The sequence below is a fragment of the Treponema sp. genome, assembly GCF_024696245.1.
In the GTDB taxonomy this organism is placed as follows: domain Bacteria; phylum Spirochaetota; class Spirochaetia; order Treponematales; family Treponemataceae; genus Treponema_D.
Map to the genome: position 1 here is coordinate 53,755 of NZ_JAILGZ010000153.1, position 19,940 is coordinate 73,694.

General features: G+C 40.4%; 22 protein-coding genes. 3 read left to right on the top strand and 19 right to left on the bottom strand.

The features are described 5' to 3' along the window. Window positions 1-315 precede the first annotated feature (315 nt). Window positions 316-819, top strand: a complete 504-nt coding sequence (locus K6D58_RS11045) for a hypothetical protein (RefSeq protein ID WP_296830639.1) — start codon at window positions 316-318, stop codon at window positions 817-819. On the opposite strand, the gene K6D58_RS11050 is transcribed toward K6D58_RS11045, so the two are convergent. From K6D58_RS11050 to K6D58_RS11070, 5 genes are read right to left on the bottom strand one after another with little or no spacing between them, the layout of a single operon-like run. Beyond that, entirely contained in the window at window positions 808-5,148 is a 4,341-nt protein-coding gene (locus tag K6D58_RS11050; RefSeq protein WP_296830640.1) for a phage tail protein, read from the bottom strand. The two genes, K6D58_RS11045 and K6D58_RS11050, sit on opposite strands and share 12 nt — an antisense overlap. A gap of 1 nt (window position 5,149) precedes the next feature. Next, on the bottom strand, window positions 5,150-5,506 hold the full coding sequence (locus K6D58_RS11055; RefSeq protein WP_296830642.1) for an NlpC/P60 family protein: 357 nt from the start codon (window positions 5,504-5,506) through the stop codon (window positions 5,150-5,152). A gap of 24 nt (window positions 5,507-5,530) precedes the next feature. Next, entirely contained in the window at window positions 5,531-6,004 is a 474-nt protein-coding gene (locus K6D58_RS11060) for a hypothetical protein (RefSeq protein WP_296830644.1), read from the bottom strand. Beyond that, window positions 6,001-6,348, bottom strand: coding sequence for a hypothetical protein (locus K6D58_RS11065; protein ID WP_296830646.1), 348 nt, complete (start codon window positions 6,346-6,348; stop codon window positions 6,001-6,003). Before K6D58_RS11065 ends, K6D58_RS11060 begins: the two co-directional genes overlap by 4 nt. Window positions 6,349-6,359: 11 nt before the next feature. After that, window positions 6,360-9,185 carry a coiled-coil domain-containing protein gene (locus K6D58_RS11070; protein ID WP_296830648.1) on the bottom strand — a complete coding sequence of 942 codons (2,826 nt, stop codon included), beginning with the start codon at window positions 9,183-9,185 and terminating at the stop codon, window positions 6,360-6,362. A 247-nt stretch (window positions 9,186-9,432) separates the two neighbouring features. Here K6D58_RS11070 and K6D58_RS11075 point away from each other — a divergent pair, with 247 nt between their 5' ends. After that, complete coding sequence (locus K6D58_RS11075) at window positions 9,433-9,597, top strand: hypothetical protein (RefSeq protein WP_296830650.1); 165 nt, start codon at window positions 9,433-9,435, stop codon at window positions 9,595-9,597. A 34-nt stretch (window positions 9,598-9,631) separates the two neighbouring features. On the opposite strand, the gene K6D58_RS11080 is transcribed toward K6D58_RS11075, so the two are convergent. The 8 genes from K6D58_RS11080 to K6D58_RS11115 all read right to left on the bottom strand — a co-directional run bounded on the left by K6D58_RS11080 (window position 9,632) and on the right by K6D58_RS11115 (window position 14,404). Next, entirely contained in the window at window positions 9,632-10,177 is a 546-nt protein-coding gene (locus K6D58_RS11080; RefSeq protein WP_296830652.1) for a Gp15 family bacteriophage protein, read from the bottom strand. Beyond that, entirely contained in the window at window positions 10,174-10,902 is a 729-nt protein-coding gene (locus K6D58_RS11085; RefSeq protein WP_296830653.1) for a hypothetical protein, read from the bottom strand. The genes K6D58_RS11080 and K6D58_RS11085 overlap by 4 nt, the downstream gene beginning before the upstream one ends. Window positions 10,903-10,926: 24 nt before the next feature. Then, window positions 10,927-11,400 carry a hypothetical protein gene (locus K6D58_RS11090; RefSeq protein ID WP_296830655.1) on the bottom strand — a complete coding sequence of 158 codons (474 nt, stop codon included), beginning with the start codon at window positions 11,398-11,400 and terminating at the stop codon, window positions 10,927-10,929. Between the two features lie 3 nt (window positions 11,401-11,403). Further along, entirely contained in the window at window positions 11,404-11,844 is a 441-nt protein-coding gene (locus K6D58_RS11095) for a hypothetical protein (RefSeq protein WP_296830657.1), read from the bottom strand. Then, complete coding sequence (locus tag K6D58_RS11100; protein ID WP_296830659.1) at window positions 11,844-12,191, bottom strand: hypothetical protein; 348 nt, start codon at window positions 12,189-12,191, stop codon at window positions 11,844-11,846. Before K6D58_RS11100 ends, K6D58_RS11095 begins: the two co-directional genes overlap by 1 nt. Then, window positions 12,185-12,430: a hypothetical protein gene (locus K6D58_RS11105; protein ID WP_296830661.1), complete on the bottom strand. Its 246-nt coding sequence runs from the start codon at window positions 12,428-12,430 to the stop codon at window positions 12,185-12,187. Before K6D58_RS11105 ends, K6D58_RS11100 begins: the two co-directional genes overlap by 7 nt. Before the next feature lie 75 nt (window positions 12,431-12,505). Further along, the gene (locus K6D58_RS11110; RefSeq protein ID WP_296830663.1) at window positions 12,506-13,726 is read right to left on the bottom strand and encodes a phage major capsid protein; all 1,221 of its coding nucleotides are present in this window, start codon (window positions 13,724-13,726) and stop codon (window positions 12,506-12,508) included. An 18-nt stretch (window positions 13,727-13,744) separates the two neighbouring features. Next, on the bottom strand, window positions 13,745-14,404 hold the full coding sequence (locus K6D58_RS11115; protein WP_296830664.1) for an HK97 family phage prohead protease: 660 nt from the start codon (window positions 14,402-14,404) through the stop codon (window positions 13,745-13,747). A gap of 86 nt (window positions 14,405-14,490) precedes the next feature. Between K6D58_RS11115 and K6D58_RS11120 the strand changes: the two genes are divergently transcribed. Beyond that, window positions 14,491-14,943 (top strand): beta-sandwich lipoprotein, encoded by a 453-nt coding sequence (locus K6D58_RS11120; protein ID WP_296830666.1) that lies wholly within the window; start codon window positions 14,491-14,493, stop codon window positions 14,941-14,943. 466 nt (window positions 14,944-15,409) lie between these two features. Here K6D58_RS11120 and K6D58_RS11125 read toward each other — a convergent pair whose 3' ends face one another. From K6D58_RS11125 to K6D58_RS11150, 6 genes are all read right to left on the bottom strand, one after another. Continuing rightward, window positions 15,410-15,793, bottom strand: coding sequence for an LPD3 domain-containing protein (locus K6D58_RS11125; protein WP_296830676.1), 384 nt, complete (start codon window positions 15,791-15,793; stop codon window positions 15,410-15,412). Window positions 15,794-15,883: 90 nt separating this feature from the next. Continuing rightward, the gene (locus K6D58_RS11130) at window positions 15,884-17,122 is read right to left on the bottom strand and encodes a phage portal protein (protein ID WP_296830668.1); all 1,239 of its coding nucleotides are present in this window, start codon (window positions 17,120-17,122) and stop codon (window positions 15,884-15,886) included. Window positions 17,123-17,155: 33 nt separating this feature from the next. Then, window positions 17,156-18,841, bottom strand: a complete 1,686-nt coding sequence (locus tag K6D58_RS11135; protein WP_296830670.1) for a terminase large subunit — start codon at window positions 18,839-18,841, stop codon at window positions 17,156-17,158. A 115-nt stretch (window positions 18,842-18,956) separates the two neighbouring features. Continuing rightward, entirely contained in the window at window positions 18,957-19,253 is a 297-nt protein-coding gene (locus K6D58_RS11140) for a hypothetical protein (RefSeq protein WP_296830672.1), read from the bottom strand. A gap of 12 nt (window positions 19,254-19,265) precedes the next feature. Next, a complete protein-coding gene (locus K6D58_RS11145; RefSeq protein ID WP_296830673.1) occupies window positions 19,266-19,601 on the bottom strand; it encodes a hypothetical protein in 336 nt (111 codons plus the stop codon). 3 nt (window positions 19,602-19,604) lie between these two features. Next, window positions 19,605-19,940, bottom strand: a 336-nt coding sequence (locus K6D58_RS11150) for a DUF4406 domain-containing protein (RefSeq protein ID WP_296830675.1), incomplete at its 5' end; no start/stop codon positions are given.

A 19,940-nucleotide genomic window follows, 5' to 3' on the forward strand; every position in this document is an offset into this window, starting at 1 on the left:
TTTCTCCTTGAAATGATTTAGAATAACGCAAGGCTCTCTTTGAGAGCCCTGCGGATTGGATTATCTAAGTATTACACTTAGAAGCGTTGCAACAGCAGTTATCAGAGTGGCTACTGCAACAATCCAATCTGTTATTTTTGGATTTTCCGTTTTAATCACCTCCTTGCATTTCTGCTCTTGATGATTAAAATATAATGCATTTATCTTGAAGTGTCAAGTATTTACAAGAAATATTTTTAACATTGAAATTCGCCGTAATTAAGGCTAAGAGTACATAAAACTTGATTTTTTTTTAATTCGACTTAAAATAATTATATGAATAAAGTGATTCTGATAATCCTTACAATTTTTTTTGTCTCATGCACAAACGATATAAAAAGTTATGAACCGAAAGTTGAAACAAACAGTGCTGTTGTGAATAATTTGCAAATATCTCAGCAGGCATATGATTACGTTTCATTTGTGCAAACTGAAAAGATTGAAAATATTTTTACGGATTACACAGCAGAATGCACTCTTGCTTCTGAGAATTCTTATTTTGTAATAAATATTGATAATGTAGAAAATAAAAAATATGATTTCCTTGATTTGAATTTCTTTTTCCAAATAGTTGAAGGAGAAGCATATTTTTCAGTTTATTACATAGATGATGAGGATGAAAAAACTTATATTCAAAACGGAATATGGCTTGAAGGAACTTCACGCAAAGTAGAGGGCATAACATTTGAAAACTCGTTCAAAACAATTGTATTAAAACTTGTTCCTGTAAGTTCCAAATACAATCCGCATCTAAAAATCCAATTCTATTCAAATAATTAAATCATAATATAAGACTTTCAAGTTATCTGTAAAATATACATGAGAACCTGAGAATAAATCATATTCATCTAATTGGTTAAGCGTTGATAAATCTGAGTCTTGTATATAAATACGAGCAAGCCGAAGTTCAGAAGAAGCTTCCCCTGATGTGTAAGTTGCAGCGGTCCCGGTTCCACCTGTTTTTTTTGCAATTTCAATTCCAAAACATCCAAACTTTCCCTGCCCAAGATATATAAAATATTGTGGTTCAATCGAAATTTTTTGAGATTCAGTTTGAATCGACAAAACCCCATTCAAATAAACTTTATATCCACTAACTAAATATGGCCAGTTTCCTATGATTGAGGCTATCTTCGATATTAAAGAATCAGAATTCGCCCCTGTAATTTTATTCAGAAAACCTATTCCTTGTGATAATTTTAAGGTTCCAGTTATTGCTCCTGTTATTTCAGCCTGTGTGAATTTACCGTTTTTAGATTCTATTGAATCAAAAAAACCTTGCGTTGCCTTTAGGCTTTCCACAAACGCACTCTTTGCCACGAGGCGGTCTATGAAGGCATCGCTGGCGACAAGTTTAGACAGATACGCTTCTGCTACTACGTTGTTATCAGCAAGCTTAGCAGTTTCTGTTTCCATAACGTCCATGATGTCGTTCATGGCTGTCATGTTGTGAGAAACTGTACTGTCTTCGCTCCATAAATATTCAGAGAGAAGTCCATTGAACACATAAACTCTGCTTTTTTTCAGTTCAGCACCTTCTACACAATTCGCTACAGCAGTCCATATATAAGGTGTTGAACCATCAACTGTAAAGTCAGTAGTTTCTCCGGTCCATGTAAAATAATCACCAGGAATAAAATTATTTGAATATAACCATGCTTCAGAATCTTCAGCTTTAAATACAATTCTGACTACATCATCCCCGTCTCTGTTTCCGTCCCATTCATTAAACGCACCGCGGTATCGTCCCCCCTTCACTCCCGTATACCCGAACGGCATGTTATAAGTTAAGAGCGTAGTTCCCAGTTCGTAAGTCTTGTAACCCTTTCCGTTTCCGTCTGTATATGCCACACCATTTTCATCAACCAGTTCCCCCACGGAAATAACTTCACGGTACTGCAGGGGAATCTGAATCTGTCCGGAAGTGATTTCTCTTCCTGCCGGGACCGTTATCTTTATGGTGTGATAGTCAGTCGTATAAGACCAGCCTGCAGGAAGCGATGGAGTTCCAAAATTAAACTCCTGCTCTTCATCTGCAATAATCACATGGCACAGAATTTCAACAGTCTGAGCCTGAGTAGTTTTGTTTGAATCGTTTACGGCAAAACCTGCACTTGTAACATCAGAATACACATACGCCGTAAAAGAATCCGTCTCTATTTCTTCTACAATTTCATCCTTTACATCTGCAGTGGCTTCACTGACTGCATTTGCAAGAACGTCATATGTAACAGTATCATCCGGAACCTCAGAAGGAACTGACGAAGGAACCTTGACGGCCGTAGTAAAGTGTCCCTCATATTCTGGAAAATCCGGAAGATCAGGTTCTGCAAAAATACTTTCATTGTAATCAACAAGAGTCAGAGTATACCCTCTGTTGTCAGCCGGTTCTATTGCCGTTACCGTCATTGCAGAAGTAAGGGTCTGCAGGTCTGTTCCATAGCTTAAGATGTCTCCGGCATGTGGAAAGACAGTCTCTACAGAAGCATTTATTTTTGACGCTGATGTAAAGTAGACCATATCAGTCAGCCCGTCAGCTCCTTCAATCTCAAAAGAACGCTGGGTACAGTAAGAAGCTGATACGCACTGAACTATCATGAAGTATGTACGGTCTGATTCAAGAGAGATTTTATCACACAGCTTAAGCCCCGTAATCCATGTAATTCCGTGTTCGTCAGTTTCAGTAATAAGCGAACGGACTTCACTGTTTCCAAGTCCGTTTTTAAGTGAAGGATGCTGCACTAAAACTTTATCAAGAGGAACAAAATAAACCCCTTCAGCACCGATTACAGCCTTTGCAGTCTTAGGTCTGAGACGTTCGCTTCTCATCATGCGCACAGCTGCACGTCTTGCCTGCTTAATATCCGTTATTCCTGTAAGGGGAAGGTCACGGAGAACAGAGTTAAGCGGTCTGTTATCCGGATCAATTGAAGTGTCATAAAGCTGGATGAATGAATTCTCGACATAACCGGCTGCTGCATCAACATACTTGACTTTAAGCCCGTCGGTTTTTCTGGCAAGAGTCTTTTCATACTTAAAGCTTATTAAGTTCTGTTCATTAAGAATAAACGAAGCGTTTTCTCGTACAGAATCAATTGCAACGGCAATTTTTCCGTAGATGTTCTGGTACATTACGGCATTGCATGCAGAAAGAATATTTTCAAATAAATCACTTTTAGCAATACCGTCTGTAATGACGCGGTTATATTCCAGGGCATTTTCTTCACAGTATTTATACAGATCTGCAAAACTGTCCAGGTCAATTTCTGATACGTCAATCTGTGAAGGTGTATGTTTTGAAGAAGTGAGAATTTCAAGAAGCCAGGAAGCAGGATTTGCAGTTGACTCCCTTTCAAAATCCGTTTCAGCTTCATTCATTTTCCATTCTTCATTCTCAGAGTCATACACCGGCGCAATACCGCTTGTTTCAATGCTGATCTTACCGAGTTTATCTTCATTTGAAGTTGTGCTTTCAATTCTTAAACCGATAATCGTAGAAAGGGCTGCTTCTCTTGATCCGATGATTTTTTCTGCTACCCATGAACCTGATTCAAGGCTTCTGTTTTCATCCGCAACAGTTGACTGAATCCACTGGACGTAACAGTCTGATACATCGCTTCCGGATGCAAGCTTTCTTGTAGAAGAAGAGAGTTTAATGGTTACAGGACAGGCATACTTTTTCTGCCATATCACAGAGCCGTCATCATCTTCAGCCTGTTCATAGATAGAACTGAAAGGAATGTCTGCATGAGCATTAAAGCGGAGCTGACGTGAAAGTTTGAATGTAAAGGTATTTGACGCCGTAACGTCTTCTGTTGCAGGAGTTTTCAAAACCGTTACAGTATGAGTTATCACAACAGCATATACCCCTGTGCCTTTACTTGTTTTTCGGGATACGGACACATTCCAGTCAGAAGTTTCTATCCCGCTTTCCGGAATTGTATCTCCTGAGAAACTATAATTGGACATGTCTTCTGTCTGTGCCGGAAAATCTTCAAGAGTTGAATATTTTGCAAGAAGAAGTTTTTTTCCATAATCAAACGAGCCTACAACGGCAGCCCCCGTTACTTTTGTTTCAAAATAAAGGGTTCTTTTCAGTGTAGTATACGTTGCATCTACGCTCTTTACCTGATCAAAGGTAAATGTGTGCCATACAGCATTTTCAGGATCAAGAGCATAATTTTCACTCCACTGAGGGACAACTTCTACAGAACGCTCTGCAAGGCTGCCGCTGGAAGTATACTGCTTTAATCCGTTGAACAGAATACAGACGTCAGCAGCCATTGCGTTTTCGTCAAGCGTATAGTAAAGATCCTCATAATCATCATCTTCTCCACCGTCATCAGCAGAAGAAGCCGGATGTTTTTTCAGCTGATCAGAAACCTGCTGTTCAACAATTTTTTTATTGAATGCCTCTGTTGTAAACGCATTTCCGTCCTGGGCAATTTCTATAACGGAATCAGCCGATGCAAACTGTGAATCTGCAGCAAAAGAATAGAGCCCTTCCTGCGGCTCAGCATCTGAGAATGATTTCAGCAGGACGTCATCAGAATACATTTTTCTTAAGATCTGATGATTAAATCCTCCTTCAAGAACAACGTTGTAGAACTGTCTTTTTCCATAAGCTCCTGAAATTGTTGAATATCCTTTATAGGAATTTCCGCCTCCGTTGAGGACATAAGGCGTAAACAGATGGGTTCCGATAATGTAAGGCTGGGTCTTACCCGTTGCAATTGAATTGGATGCACCTTTCAGATACGGAATGTTAGTAACGCCGTCATTCGTCTGTTTCTTAAGCTTTTCTATTTCTGCAGCGGCTTTCTGTGCAGCCTTATTGGCTTTATACAGGGCAACACCTGCAGCAATTCCTGCTCCGATCGCAAGGATGCCGACGGCAATTGCCGCACCTGTAAGATGAGGAACGGAACGTATTACGACTACATCCTTTTCCTTAATCCTGTAATCCGGACCTGCTTCATGACCGTTGACGAATATCTTATGATTTTCCCATTTAATGTCTTCAAAACATTCCTTTATCCTTTTGCCGGCAGGAACTACAACCTTTACAAAACTGTCTGAAAAATCTCTGTATCTTAATACTTCTGCCATGTTACACCACCTTAAAATATTTTCTGTTTCTTAAAGCAAAAGTCGGGCTTATGCGCACCCCGCTGTCCGTCATGTGAATGCAGGTCCTTGAATCGAGAAGATATCCAATGTGAATTTCATTTTGATAGGTACACTGAACGATGTCACCGCCGACGGCTTCAGCTTCCGTAATCTGTTCAACATTAAGCTTTCCGGCCGTTTCTGCCAGAGTGTCAGAAACAACGTGAACTGCATTTATATCAATAAGGGGAGTTCCGGCTCTTCTGCACATTTCAAGCACAATCCCGTAACAGTCCATTCCGTCTTTATCGCGTCCATTTAATTTAAAGGGAACAGTAAGAAGATCATCATATTTCATACTTCCTACAGTCAAAAAGAAGGTTCAGGAGTTGCCGCGGTTATTCTGGGCACTCCAGATAAGAGTCGGAAAAGTCATAGAAAGGCGTTCGTCTTTATCAAACGTAAAATCAAGCTGAGTGCGGGAAACTGAGACCTTCCCGTAAGAATGAGAAAAACTTCTTAATTCCGTTACTTCTCCATCTTCATCTATAACCCCTGTTACATCAAGGGTAAGGGCAGAACCGGCATCAATGAGTTCAAAAAGGTTTTCTTCATCTGCTGCAATACTCAGCGTTCCGCCGCCTGAAAATCCGTATTCAAAGACTCCTGACTTATACGTGAATGCCGATGCTTTATATACATGGCCGTCATAGCTGAGATCTTCCGTGTCATTGATAAGGTAAAGGCTTACTTCATGCTCAGAGCCGTCACTGAGATAAGTTCCGTAAATATGAATTAAATACGGAAGTGAATATTCCCCGTTCCGCCTGATAAGCTTCTCGAAACTTGAATTCATGCTTCATACACCTCCAGAGTTGCTTCCTTAGGATACTGGGACTTATCAACAGAAGGCGGGGATGCCAGCATGTAGCACTGATTTTCTGAAGGATCAAGAATTGAAGGAATCTCAAATTCAAGTGCTCCCCCCTGCAGGTCTTCCTTATACCACCGCCAGAAGGCTTTTTCTTCCTCTTTAGTTTTCAGCAGAAGATTGAAAGAGTGGGTACACGGAACTGTAGAGTTCTTCCTGAACCTGCGTTTTCTTCCGCTTTCAAACTGAACTTCTACATAGTTTTCATCAGCTCCCGTCGTAAGTCCGTAAAACTTTTTATTTACACCTTCAGGCCACTGCACTGCCATTATCCGTACTCCTAGCTTGAATAGTTTATGCCGTTTGCAGACATGTTTCCCTGCATCAGTTCACGCCTGTATGTCCCGGCTTCAAGACTTGCCTTTACAGTCTTGTCAATAATTATGCGTATGTCATTGCCGCTATGCTGCACATCAACAGATGCAAGCCCGGCCGCATTATTCTGAACGTTAATGTTGTTCTGAACTGAACCACCTTTTCCTGCACCTATCATGTCAAAAAGAAGCCTCTGCTGCCTTCTGTTTAATATCATCTCTCCAGAGTTTACGTTTGCCTGAACCTTATCCCCGTAATAGGAATTTCCGCCTACAATACCACCCGTTGCAAAGGAAGGAGGAACCGGCTTTGCTCCAATTACGGCCGCAAGCTGAACACCTCCTAAAGCTCCCATCATTGCAGCAAGTGCCGGTCCTGCATACGGTCCTCCCTGAGCAAGGGCACTGGCGACTGCCTGGGCTACCTGTGCCGTAGTCTGTGCTATCTGTGCCGTCCATTCCCACATCTGGATCTTATATTTTTTCTGTGCTGCTTCCTTTTCAATCTGTTCCTGCCTTTCGTAATACTCCTCTTCAGTTACCTCTCCGGCTGCATACTGCTTTTCAAGTTCTGCCTGTCGGACGGTCGCTTCATTTTCTGCATTCTGCTGAACCATTGAACTTATCTGTGACATACACTGTGCATACTGATCAATAAAAGATGCAACCTGTGCAATGTCATATTCCACAAGAGAGGCCATAAGCTGACGGTGCTTTAATTCATAATCTTTCTTTACCTTGAGTTTATCCTCTTCCGTCATGTTTGCATAATCAAGTTCCAGCTGATGCAGTTCATTAAGAACCTTCTGACGGCCAGAAACTTCAGAATAGTTTGACTTAAAATCTTTTACACGGTCTTCTGATTCAAAACTTTCTACACCTGACTTAAGGTCCTTTAATTCCTTTATACGCTGAATGTACAGTTCATAAAGTTCTGTGTCGTCTTTAACAGTTTCAGCTTCTGCCTCTAAAGCCGTTATCGTTTCTCCAAGGGATTCAGACAGCCCGAGTTCCTTAATTTCTTCATGTGCTTTAAGGTATTCTTCTGCCTCAGCCTTTACGCTTCCCATAGTTTCTGAGAGCCTGTCATATCCTGCTACTTCTTCAGAAAGAGCCTTTATCCTGGAAACAGCTGTCTTTGCGGCTTCACTTTCTGCATTTACTCCCGATTTAATCATGGTTATATATGCCTGAGTGTGAACGTTGAGAAGTTCACGGGCTTCTGCCTCTGCAGTTATTTCTTTTCCGGCTTTTCGGCGGGCTTCAATATTCTGTTCTGCAGCATTAATTTCTGCTTCATAGGATGAAACGGCTTCTGTCTGCTTCGTAATGTTCTTCTGTTTTTCAAGCTCTGCGGTCTGGGCTTTTATTGATGCCTTAATTTTTTCGTTTTCTTTATACCCTTCATTCAGTTTTTTTATATAAAAATCCTGTTCCTTGTTAAGGATTTCCTGTGCCTCAGCTTCTGCAGTAACTGGCTCTCCGGCCTTACGTCTGTTTTCAATTTCTTTTTCTGTCTTTGCTATAAGTTCGTCATATTCCTTTTCAATGTCAGATGTTGCCTGTTCATCAGCTTTCTGGATCTCCCGAAGATGTTTTTCGTAGCGAGCTTTAGCCTGATGAAGTGCCCCCTGTTCCGGACTACCGATTTCTCCAGAATCAAGCTGATAATCTCTATATACATTTTCAAGACGCTTTAATTCCTGTTCAGCTTCGGTAAGTTGCCTGTTTAATTCAGAAACTTTAGCGTAGGTTTCTTCAGTTCGCCATTCACTTGCATCAGCTGCAGCAGTATTTCTTTTTCCTGTAAGATCCTTAACTCTTGCCTGAGCTTTCGCAAGATCAACGTCTATTGTTTTATACTGCTTCTGTATTTCATCAACGGCTTTTTTATATGCTTCAAGCTGTTCAGCACTGTTCTTTTCAACATAATCAACAGTACCGGCACCCTCGCTCTTAACTCCTGGAATAGACTCAATTATTCTTTTAATTCCTTCAACTTCAATTTCTGACTTCTTAAAACCAGATATTGCAGTATTAAGACCGTCTACAATATAACCGAAACCTTTTGCCAGAGGATTAAGAAGAGCATTAATTCCACGCCCGATATTTTCCTTTAAGTCTCCCCAGGAGTTCTTCATCTTCTGAATTGCACCTACGGAATTACTTATTTCTTCTGCAGCTCCCGCATACTGCTGTTTCAAAAGCTTTACACCCTCACCAGCTTTAAGCTGTTCAGAAGAAAGATTTTTTAATGCAGGGATTTGGCTTGAAAGTTCCCCTGCGTTTCCCTGTAAAGTTACATTTAACGCTTTAACTGCAGAACCTAAATCCATTACTCCGCTTTCTGCCATATTGACTGCAGTCTGCATTATGTCCATGACTTCTGCTTCACTGCGCCCGTAACTTACCAGTTGGGACATAAAAGGAATAAGAGTTTCATCTCCTATAGTACTTGTTGCCTGGAGCTGAGAGGCATAGTTTTTAAGCCGTTCTGTTGCAGAGTTATCATAATACGGATTGTTCTTTACAGCTGTAGAAAGAGTTAATTCTGCCCTCTGCTGAACAAGTGCTGCGTTTGAAAGGTCTTCTATGGTAGAAGCAACAGCAGAGACTGCTCCCTTTACAACTTTAAAAGCTCCTCCCAATGCGTTGATTGACTGAGCAAGTTTTACCCCAGAAGAACGTTGAACGGATTTCGTTAAATTATTAATAGAAGACACTATTTCATTAATACCTTTTTTAGCATCTTCAGTATCTGCACCTATTTTAATTCCAATATTCTTACTCATTTTGCTTGTTCCTTTTTTTATATAGTCTTATAATAAATATAAAGGAAGGTGTTAAAGGAGGGCATTATGATAATATCGTTTATTTCATTATTAATACTCTGTTGGCTTATCAAAAAATATACAGATAATCATAAAAATTCTTCTAACTCAGTCTTTGATGATGAAGACGATTTTTACAGTTATGTTAACGAGGATTTTAAAAATTAGTTTTTACTGGGATTAATAAATACAAAAAGGAGGTTTAATTATGTTCTGGGCAATTATTTTTATTCTGATTATAGTCGCTATAGCTTTAGGACCTGAAAAGAAAATCTCCAAAGAAGAAGAAAAAGAAAATGAAAAATTCTGGGAAGAAGCTGCAATTCTTAATACTGACGATCCGTTTGATTTAGATGCAGATGATTCTATATAAAACTATAGCTTTTACGGTATTTAGTTACTGTAAATCAAAATAATTTATTAAAGTCGTCGATTCTTTTTTTATCTTCTTCCGTAAGTTCAGGAAGAATTTCCCATGCCTTCTGCATTTTCAGCATCTGCTTGTCGTAAGCCGTCTCTTTCCCCTTAACTTCATAAAGTCTGTAACCTATTACGTCCGTAAACTTACATTCCCTGAGTCCGTTAAAAAGTGCCTGAAACTTATACCAGTGCATGGAAGATTCTACAAGGTCAATGCCGTACTGCTGCATAAAGGCAGAATATATAAGGTCCGCATCAAGAGTGTAACTGTATGATATTAAATCCGGATTTTCTGATTCAGTACTTCGTGGAAGTTCCCTTTTTGGGAACGCAAAAGCTTTTAAGGATTCAAAGCCTGATTTTCTGTCTTCCGGGACCTCTTCTTTATAAAGAAAATCAAAATCCTCATAAAAAACTTTTTCATTCAGCATCTGAATGAAGCGGATCCAATAGTGAAAATCAGTCTTTATTTTAAAAGAACTTCCCGAAACCTTTACGGAATCGGGAAGAACCTTTTTAGAAAGGTCTATCATTTTGCAATGGTTGTAACATCAACAGCGGTAAGGTTTGTCCATACGTTACTTTCAACAGTGCCGGTATAAAGACCTTCCCCGTCATAAAGATAAGTAACTCCGCCATAGGCATAAGTTACCCCGTCATCATGACTTACAGATTCAGAATCTTCATAGCTTACGCCTGTTGAAATCTGTTCTGCAGCTTCAATAAACTCTGCAACAGATGCAAAATATGTACTTTCTGCATCAGAAGGAATGTCACCTTCTACAAATACCGGCTGTTTGTTTACGATTTCAACATAGCCCTTTTTTGGCGTTCCATTATGGGCAATGTTGGCAGACAAAGAAGTTCCGGAAACATCCCAGCTGTCAATTGTAAGGGTTGAATCTTCGTACTCTGCATAATAGTACGTTTTACCAGAAGCAGAATACTCATCAAAGAAGTACACTGTAAGAACATCATAATGAGCATCTGCTCCAATTGACCTGTTTTTGTAGATTTCATACAAAAGGTCAAAATCTTCTGAGCCCTTAAATGCTTTTACAGAAACAGGCTCTGATGGCTTGTAGCCTGTAACTTCCGTAGTCGGAAATTCATCTGCAATGTAATCGTACTCTTCAGTAACAGGATTCATTGCACGGTTTAATTCCGTTGCCTTACGGATGCGGATAAACTTTTCTGTTTTCTTGTCTTTAAGGAACAAGGCAAACAGATGTTTTTTTACAAGTTTTTCCTCACTCATTTTAATCTCCCTGATATTTATTTTTTAGTCAAACATCTCATCCAGAGGATCAGTGTCTAATACGGTATCTACAGTCAATTTTATTTCTACAGCAGAAAGCTGTCCTGAAATATTGCCGGCATCAAAAGTAAAATCTGCACTTTCAAATCTTACAGATTCAATGGTTCCCGGCCATTGCGTTTCTTCAAGAATTGCAGCTTCCACTTCTTTAGCATAAAGAACAACTTTTTTCTGAACCTTATCAAAGGTATCAGCTCCGCATATGATTGTTATAAGAACATCATTGCTCATTACAGTTTGATCAGCATTACCAATTCCCATTTCCTGATGTTCAGGAAGGACCGAAACAAGAACCTTTGCCCCGGAATACTTAGTCACATCTACAAGCCCGAAAATGATGTGTTTTTCATCAAAGGGCGAAAGTCCGCTTTCTGCAGCAATCCGCTCATTTACTTCATTAAGCAGAAAGTTTTTTAAGGTTTCATAAATACCGTCCATTGTTTACCCCCAGTATTTTTTTAGATTTTTATCCACAAGAGACTGAAGCTCCCTCATGTAGTCAGAACCGGATGCGTATTTCTCGCCTTTCTGGATAAAAGCCTTAGGCAAAATCTTCCAGGAAGAAGCCCTTGCAGTAGGACCTTCATGGCCGTAGTTCTGAATAAATGCTTTAGGGAAAATATGAGAGCCTGAACTTCCGCGGGGATAAACAGAACCCCTTGAACCGTCACGCCTTATTCTATAGCCGTAACATTTAAGAAGTTCTCCGGTCCTCTTCCCCACAGATTCTTTGATTCCCTGTTTTATTGCCTTAACGGTTCCCCTTGCAATTACAGCAATAGTCTGACGCTGAATTGAATTAAGGCTTTTGGAAGTTCCGGCAAGAGCTTTCTGTACTTCCTCAACTGATGCAGTTACACTGATCCACTGTGATTCAGCCATTAAAACCCTCTTTTTCTTACATAAGATGAAAGTTTTGCAAGGTAACGGGAAAAATCCACGACATTAAGAAATGAACGGGAAATTCCCCCAGTCTCGCTTGAAGAATTCACGCCAAGGTTACAGTCTGATTCCATTGCAATAAGAGCTGCAATCTCAAGGCATACGTTTTTAATCTGCAGAAGTTCATAATCCTGAAGATCCTCATCTGTTTCAGGATTAAAACCGAGGTAATTAACAATTTCAGCCTGTGCGGACCCTATAAAGATATCTACCAGGTCAGACCATTCATCTGATTCGGTAAAAACGCGTCCGGTGAATGCTTCAAGCTGAGCCTTTGTTATCAGCATTTTTTAGCCCTTTCGTCTTTACAGAGAATATCAGCCGTACTCTCCGGAACTTCATATTCATTACCAGAATCAAAAGCTCCGTAAACACCGCGGATAGTTTTAAGAGCCCTTATTTTTACCAGGGCTTCTTTCTTTTCTTCTGCAGTTTTTGTCGTATCACTTTTAGGGCGCTGTCCTTCAAGTTCCGTAAAAGAATCAAGATTTTCAGGCTTTTCTGTTTTCTTCTTGTTCTCTGACATTCGATTTTTCCTCCTGAATATAACGAAGCCTGAACCCTTGAAAAAAGGATTCAAGCCCCGTAAAGCTGTCTAATATCAGCTGCCAGCCTTAATCTTAAGGCGGGTGAATGCTTCTGCAAGTGTAGGCATACCGTCAGCAAGTGTATGTCCGTAGAAACCTACCTGGTTCTTTCCGGCAAATACTTCATTTGCTACGGTGATATCCATACCCTTCCAGTATGCAAACTGATAATGGTCAAGGTCTCCCAGAACCATAACGTAATCGCCTGCTGCAAGAGCTCCGCCGGTTCCGCTTCCACCAGGAGCGTATTCACTTTCAAGAACAGGGAGTCCCATAAGTGTAGAAGGTTCTCCGACACGAAGTGATTCATGCCACAGATACTGATCGTTCTTGTCCTTTAAGAGCATTACCTGCTTAAGGATGTCTGAATTCATGATCCAAACTGCCTTTCTGCGGTATGCTGGACGAAGGTTCATGTACATGTTGATGATGTCGTCAGCACTGATTGTAAGGGCTGTTTTTGTTTCAACATCACGGGCAGTAGAAATTCCATCAGCAGAAGCAGTAAACAGACCAAGAGGCTGAGTTACATTACCACTGTTTGCAGCGGCAACGCCTGTTCCGTTGATAATTGCATTTTCAAAGGCTGCAATAAGCTTCTGGGAAATCTTTTCCTTTGCAAGTGCATCAATGGAAACTGCACTTGTAGCAAGGAGTTTCTTTGATACCTTGATGAGTTTTGTAAGGTCAGCAGGAGAAAGGCTTCTCTTACCGAACTTCCAGGTGTTATCTGCAGAGATTTCACTTGATGGAACTTCTGCAGTCCAGTCAGCATCAGATGCATCTGCTGCTTCATAAGGAAGGCCGAGAGAACCTGCCCCGGAAACAGGGATTTTTCTGACGCGAGGATAAACAAGAGCTTCTTTTTCAACAGCTCTGATGATGTCGTTTACAAACTGTTCCGGGGCAATAGCAGCACCACCGTCAGCCATTGTCATATCTGCAGTTCTGAGTTCAACACCACCGGCGCGTTTTTCAACCTTGAGGAATGCAGTATCAGCACTGCGGTCTTCCTTTCCTTCTGCAGGCTTTGAGATTTCAGAAAACTCTTTCATAGTTGAAGCACGCTGTTCTTCAAACTTGATTTCCTCAGTCAGTTTCCTAACTTCTGCAGATTTTTCATCAAAGAGTTTTTTCTCTTCATCCGTAAATGCACGCTTTTCTGAATCAGCCTTTGCATTCATTTCTTCCAGCTCTCTAATCAGAGCGGAACGCTTTTCAATTTTTTCTTTCATAGGTTTTACTCCTGAAAATTAAAAATGTAACTTCATGAGGCTGAGCTTCCTTGCCCTGCTCTCACTTTCTACAGTCATGGCTTCTTTTTCAGTCTGCTGAAGTCGCTCCGCTTCATGCCTTGCGTTCGCTCCGTCGCGAAGGCGTCTGGCTGAAATCTCCGTACCGTCGTTTGCCGGAAGTGAAACGGCTGAAACGTCATAGAGTTTTTCCACGTCTGTTATCGTGCGGGTGTATTTACTGCGCCCGTTTTCCTGTTTTGTCCATGATTCAGTTTCACCGCGGACGGAAAAGCCGAAACTCATTTTATTTGTGTAGCCGCCTTTAATTTCTTCATAAAGCTTTCTGCCTTCTTCTGTCCCGCCAAGGTCTGCTATAACCTTAAGCCCGTGCTCATCAGGTTCTACTTTCAGAGTTCCGTTTGAACCGCGGGCAAATACCCGACCTTCATGATCGTACTGAAAGATTACGTCCGACATGTCAGTAGAGGCAAAGGCATTCCTGTCCACAACTTCCACATAATCCGCTGATTCGCCACTAAACAGTTTGTATTCTTCTCCAAAAGTTGAAGCGTATCCTTCAACAATGAAGCTTTTATCATCTTCACTTTTCCGGCATTCCAGTTTTATTGACCGGAATTCACGTCCTGCTTCTATTCTGTCCATAAGAGTCTTACTCATTTCTTTTTTTCTCCTGTCGTCTGGATGGTAGTTATTACTGCTGATACAGTCATTAGTACTTTTGACTGTATATGGCGGAGGATATTATGAAAAAATTTATATTTTTAATTATTTCAGTTCTTTTTTCTTGTATGTTTTTTTCGTGTTTGTCTGAAGGTGACAAAGCGCAATTAGACTATGAGAGAAAAGCAAAAGCTTCTCAGTACATGACAGAATATGCCAAGACTGTGAACAACCTTGAATTTGATGAAGGGAATTTTAACTCTTACCGGCGAATTGTATTCTACAATGTTCGACTGGGAGAAACTGTCTTTTCATGCGAAGGGTATGCACATATACAGATAGATAGAGATGGTGACATTGAAATTGTCCTTAAATCCGGGGAAAATAGTTACCTGAGGCATTATTTAGGGCAAAAGCAGGATATTACATACTTTTCTGAACAAATAAAACCTTCTGACAACTTAAAATCCTATAATTATAAAATTTCATGGAACCCTAAGTTATGGATACCTGAAGTATTCCAGAAGCTGGAATGACCGCTGTAAATTGACAATCGCGGGAAATGATGTATAATTAATGTGAAGCATAGGGGATTCTGTCGCCTGTGCACTTCTAAACCGGAAACGGCATGATCAGAACTGCGTAAGTCGTGTTTTCACGCGGAGAGTTCGCACTTGCTCGAAAGAGCAGAAATGTTATAGCCGGGGGAAATCTTAATAAGCCCCCCGACCCTAAAACATGGTGAGCGGTACCCTAAAGGTAACAATCACCCCAAGGCTCTATGGGAACCCCTGGAGCCATTTTTTATTTTTAAAGTCAATTCTTGACAAATAAATAATTCTGAATAATAATTGAATTACTCGCGGATAACCCACATGGCTAGACGCGGCGATGGGACGACACGTTTAAGAACGCCGTCCACTGCCTAAACCAGCAATGGCAAGGTGAGAACCTGTAAGACCTTCGGGGTTGTGTTCGACTCTGTCCGAAAGGGCAGATTTTTTATTTTAAAAGCTCTAAAGAATATAATTTATTTAATCCATTTTTGTAGCATTTTACTGTTATGTATGCAGTAGACTTGTTCCCTAAACAAGTTTCATAGCTAGTTACAAACCTTTTAATATCCTTTATATTCGGATTGTTATCTCTATCTGGATATGTACCTTTTAAGACTGATTTTCTATAAATAGATTTTATATTTTCAACAGCCTTAAAATGTTCTTTTGCAGTAAATCCATTTGCTATACTTTTATGTAATGCTTTTCCGCTGGTCAATTTATCTATACTTTTCCCGCTTAAATTGACCTTTATTTTTGTATTTTTGTTAATCGCATTGCCTGTTTTCTCTTTAAGAACTTTTTGAGATGTTTTCCTTAAATCTTTTATACTTCCACCTTTGCTTGTAAACCTTCCTTTTTCATCCCGCGGATGTTCGCTCTCGTCAAAACGTAATTCTACCGTTCCGGGGCGTGACCTTCACTGCTTATCGTCCCCGCCTCCAAAGTGCTGACTGTCCGGATCTGCAGGATTTGTCCCGTTTGCAATTTCATTTTTCTGCTTTGCCATGTAAGCGTTAATCGTTTCATCATTAAGAGGCATGTAATTTACAGGAATAAATACATTGTCTCCGGCTTCTACAGGACACATTCCTTCCTTTGCCCTGGCTTCATTTACAGAAAGAATTCCCGTTGCAATCTGCTTCTGATAAGAATCAACTCTCTGAGCAAGAGCCGTCTTCATGATTCCCTTGTAATCAAACTCAAAGCTGTAACGTTCCTGATCCAGAAGAGAAGATATTGCCTCCTGAAACTGTGTGGCAAGCGGACGAATCGCAAACTCTGCAAAAAGAGTAAACGTGTTTTCAATGTTCGTGTCTTTTGAAACAGTAAGGATTCCTTCCGGAACTCCGAAAATCTTTGCAACTTCATGTTCCTGAATCTTTCTGTTTTCTGAAAGTTCTGCAGCCTTGTTGTCTGCACTGCTTCCAAGTTCAGAATATGAAACTCCATTCTTTTGGAAAAGCGGACGTCCTGCATTTTCCGGTCCTGAATATTCAGCCTGGAAACTGTCCTTCAATTCCTTTATCTGTTCGTCAGTAATAGACGGCATAAGGCGCGAAATATCAACCACAATCCTCTTGCCGTTGATGCCGTTCTGAAAACTCTGACGGGTATATTCATCAAGAGAGCCTGCTGTGTCAAAAACCCTGCCGGCAACTTTTTCAAGGCTCCTGCCTCCGTAATCCGTCGTATAACCAAACCTTGAAGGAATATAAACGACCTGTTCAGGAGTAAAAACCCTGTCTCTGTAAACAAATTCCCTTCTGCCTGAACTGCCGCGCCTTACAGATGTTTCTACAACAGGAAGCCGGAACAATGATATTACACGGCCTTCCCGTATTGCCTTATACCAGAAACAGCCTCCGTTAAAATAATCCATTGCCGACTGATAAAAAAAATTAAAATGATTATCTTCTTCATTCGGCTGCTCAAGAAGATCATAAAGGGCATGGCGTTTTACGTTTTCTTTTGGATTCAACTTAAAAATATTGTAATTGAGCAGTGCAAATTCTGTTGCAATTCTGTCACGGCATGCAAACGTAGTTCCGTCTGCGCCCTTATTTCCAGCAATAAAAGGCATGCCGTCACTTATGAAGGATGGACTTGCAGAAGCTTCTTTATTTTTTTTTCTTGTAAATATTGCAAAAGGATTCATTTAAAGTTCTCCCGTATTTTTTTACTACAGTCATTAAAGTAAATTCTTTAAGCTTTCAAAACTCATCTCTACCATACCGCCGGCAATGTCCGGATTGTCTGCAAGGGAATGTGCCATTGTAGAACTTACTACACCGTCTATGTGCTGAGTGCTGGCCTTACTCTTCTTCATTGGCTTATAGTTGCCGTTTGCATCAGGCTTTACTTCTACATTATTGATCATCCAGAGCATAACAGGATTGTTGTCTACTACGCGGCCGTCTTTAATGTCCTTCTCATACGCCTTAAATATTGGAGAAAGTTTTTTTAGAGACTGTTCTACTTCAATAAGCATCACATCCAGTCTTTCTTCTTCTATTCCGCCTATTACATCCCTAGACTGCCAGCGGTCAAAACCTATGCCCCGGACCTTATATGTGCTGCAGTCCTCAAGAATATCCCTTATGATGTAGTCCCAGTCTATCGTTGCTCCTGGTATTGCAGTAATAATGCCCTGCTCCACCCATGAAAAGAAATTAACATTTTCTTTTCTGTATCTGTCATGCAACGTCTGTTCCGGGATATAAAATCTGTGTTTGAAGAACTTTTTATCATCTTTGTTAAACATAAGTGAAAATGCGCACAAGTCGTCTACCTGCGCAAGGTCAAGGCCTCCTGTACACTCCATTCCCTTGAACTCATCCCAGTTAGTCTTTACTGTTGCGTTCTTCTGCCAGACTTCGACAGGAAGCCATGAATGTTCTCCTCCGCCTCCCCATATTCCGAATGTCTTTGCTTTCAGCTCTGGAATCTTGTGAGGAGTAAGTTCTGCGTCGTCTATGTCTGCCTGAATTACGGAAGGCTCTATGATTGCGCCAAGAGATGGATTAGCCTTCTTCCAGTTCTCAGGATTGTGGTAATCGTCGTTTTCATCAAGAGCGTATATTACACTGAAAAAATCATCCTGAGTCTGAGTCCCATTCAGGATGCGCTTTGCTTTTAAGTTTTGTTCATAACATGGAGAAGAAACTTCGACATCTGCAGTAGTTACAATTACCATTTGCGCATCTTTTTTACTGCGCATTCCGTACTGCATTGACATGAGCATTTTATCGCTGGCGAAAGCATGGTATTCATCAAGACAGCAGAAACGAGGCTTGAATCCATCGGCATCTTTTCCACCGTCACAAAAGAAACCAAGCCTTGATTTACGTTCCGGGAACGTTACGGCAAGACTCTTGCAGTCGAGAACACTTAAGGAAGGCTCAGCCGTAATTATTTCTTTAATTTCCTTGAATGTCTTTTCCGCAAGGTCGTCACGGGAAGAAACAATATAGCTTTCTGATGCTTCATATTTCAAGAAATTGAATAAAATCAAAGGTTCAAGAAGGCCTGTTGTCTTTCCGTTCTTGCGATTTACTTCTACATAAGCCATTCTGTAACGCTTGCGCTCTGGATCATCTTTCCACACCCAGCCTTCAAGATTAGATAAAACATAAATCTGCCAGGGTAAGAGCTCTATTGTTTTGCCTCCAAGGTCAGAAGGCTTTAATTCTTCTGCGAAAGAAAGCATAAGGTCTGCTTTCTCCTGGCTGTACTCATAAGGAAAATCAGACCTTTTGACCCTGTTTAAATCATGGTAAAAACGTTCGACTGATTTTTTTGTGTAGATTCCTGCAGTTATTCGACCATTCCGAACATCATCTACATATTTGGCTAAGATATCTTTGTAAGCTTTCATAAGACTTACAGTCAAAAAAAATAAGCTGTCAAATAAACTTTGACAGCTTAAAAAAAAGAATTTTTTATATTTTTTTAACTCAAAACTAGCAAAAATCAACACGTGTTGATTCAATCTAAGATTTCCTTTTCCTGATATATTCAAGCTGGACATCTGCCCTGTGACTTTCACAATCTATAGCAGCTTTAACGGCTTCTGTTTCTCCTCTCCAGTCTGCCCTGTTGTAAGGCTCTAATCTCCTTATATTATAGAGCTCTCTATTAAGTTTGCCGGCTTCACGAAAGGCCCTGCAATCTGGAAGCGTTCCGTAAGCATCTAAAATTTTTTTCTTTTGTCCGTCGTCATAATCCATTCCGATATGTACGACCTGATACCAATCTTCAAACAATTCAGGTGTGTCATTAAATGTCACTTTGTTCCCTCCTTAGTGCCACTCTCCATTTATATAATTATGATCTCGCCCATGAGTGTGGCCATAAACAATATAGATTCTGTCTTCACTTAATATATAAACATCCTTGTAATAATAAACTTTGCCAAATAGATCTTCTTCACACCCTATATAAAAAATTGTCGAGCCATTCTTTTCCTTTCCAACAATTTCGAGTTTCCTGTTAAAGAACCCCTTTAGATCTGTTTTTGTTCCCCTGCCCTCTGGATTCAAAGATTGAAGAAATTTCTCATTATTTTGTTCTTCTACTTTATAATGAAGCCCTTCTTCAGAATCGTAAAACGCAACAAATAAAGGATTCTCAGCCATAAGTTATTCCTTAGCTCCACTTACTTTCATTCCAAGTGTCACTGCAAGATCGTGTTCGATTGTTGCGCCCTTAGACTTCTTCCACCCCTGCAGCATATACACGCTGTCGCACTGTAACATGAGTGATAAATCAGCCCTCATGTACTGTTCCCATGTTCCATCTTTTATTTCCATTCCGGCAGGATTTATTGTTTGATACCCTTTATTAAATAAGAGTTCTACAGCCTGAGCAAAATTTCTTTTATAATCTTTTATTCCTGTAATAGGTCCTGAAATGTACACCCGTTCCATACATTCTCCTTCAGTCGAAATTCTTAAAAAGCAAGCCGATTGCCTGAC

Excerpts from the sequence above, each read along its gene's own strand:
- K6D58_RS11045 (WP_296830639.1), top strand. The coding sequence starts at position 316 with ATGAATAAAGTGATTCTGATAATCCTTACAATTTTTTTTGTCTCATGC.
- K6D58_RS11050 (WP_296830640.1), bottom strand. The coding sequence starts at position 5,148 with ATGGCAGAAGTATTAAGATACAGAGATTTTTCAGACAGTTTTGTAAAG.
- K6D58_RS11055 (WP_296830642.1), bottom strand. The coding sequence starts at position 5,506 with ATGAAATATGATGATCTTCTTACTGTTCCCTTTAAATTAAATGGACGC.
- K6D58_RS11060 (WP_296830644.1), bottom strand. The coding sequence starts at position 6,004 with ATGAATTCAAGTTTCGAGAAGCTTATCAGGCGGAACGGGGAATATTCA.
- K6D58_RS11065 (WP_296830646.1), bottom strand. The coding sequence starts at position 6,348 with ATGGCAGTGCAGTGGCCTGAAGGTGTAAATAAAAAGTTTTACGGACTT.
- K6D58_RS11070 (WP_296830648.1), bottom strand. The coding sequence starts at position 9,185 with ATGAGTAAGAATATTGGAATTAAAATAGGTGCAGATACTGAAGATGCT.
- K6D58_RS11075 (WP_296830650.1), top strand. The coding sequence starts at position 9,433 with ATGTTCTGGGCAATTATTTTTATTCTGATTATAGTCGCTATAGCTTTA.
- K6D58_RS11080 (WP_296830652.1), bottom strand. The coding sequence starts at position 10,177 with ATGATAGACCTTTCTAAAAAGGTTCTTCCCGATTCCGTAAAGGTTTCG.
- K6D58_RS11085 (WP_296830653.1), bottom strand. The coding sequence starts at position 10,902 with ATGAGTGAGGAAAAACTTGTAAAAAAACATCTGTTTGCCTTGTTCCTT.
- K6D58_RS11090 (WP_296830655.1), bottom strand. The coding sequence starts at position 11,400 with ATGGACGGTATTTATGAAACCTTAAAAAACTTTCTGCTTAATGAAGTA.
- K6D58_RS11095 (WP_296830657.1), bottom strand. The coding sequence starts at position 11,844 with ATGGCTGAATCACAGTGGATCAGTGTAACTGCATCAGTTGAGGAAGTA.
- K6D58_RS11100 (WP_296830659.1), bottom strand. The coding sequence starts at position 12,191 with ATGCTGATAACAAAGGCTCAGCTTGAAGCATTCACCGGACGCGTTTTT.
- K6D58_RS11105 (WP_296830661.1), bottom strand. The coding sequence starts at position 12,430 with ATGTCAGAGAACAAGAAGAAAACAGAAAAGCCTGAAAATCTTGATTCT.
- K6D58_RS11110 (WP_296830663.1), bottom strand. The coding sequence starts at position 13,726 with ATGAAAGAAAAAATTGAAAAGCGTTCCGCTCTGATTAGAGAGCTGGAA.
- K6D58_RS11115 (WP_296830664.1), bottom strand. The coding sequence starts at position 14,404 with ATGAGTAAGACTCTTATGGACAGAATAGAAGCAGGACGTGAATTCCGG.
- K6D58_RS11120 (WP_296830666.1), top strand. The coding sequence starts at position 14,491 with ATGAAAAAATTTATATTTTTAATTATTTCAGTTCTTTTTTCTTGTATG.
- K6D58_RS11130 (WP_296830668.1), bottom strand. The coding sequence starts at position 17,122 with ATGAATCCTTTTGCAATATTTACAAGAAAAAAAAATAAAGAAGCTTCT.
- K6D58_RS11135 (WP_296830670.1), bottom strand. The coding sequence starts at position 18,841 with ATGAAAGCTTACAAAGATATCTTAGCCAAATATGTAGATGATGTTCGG.
- K6D58_RS11145 (WP_296830673.1), bottom strand. The coding sequence starts at position 19,601 with ATGGCTGAGAATCCTTTATTTGTTGCGTTTTACGATTCTGAAGAAGGG.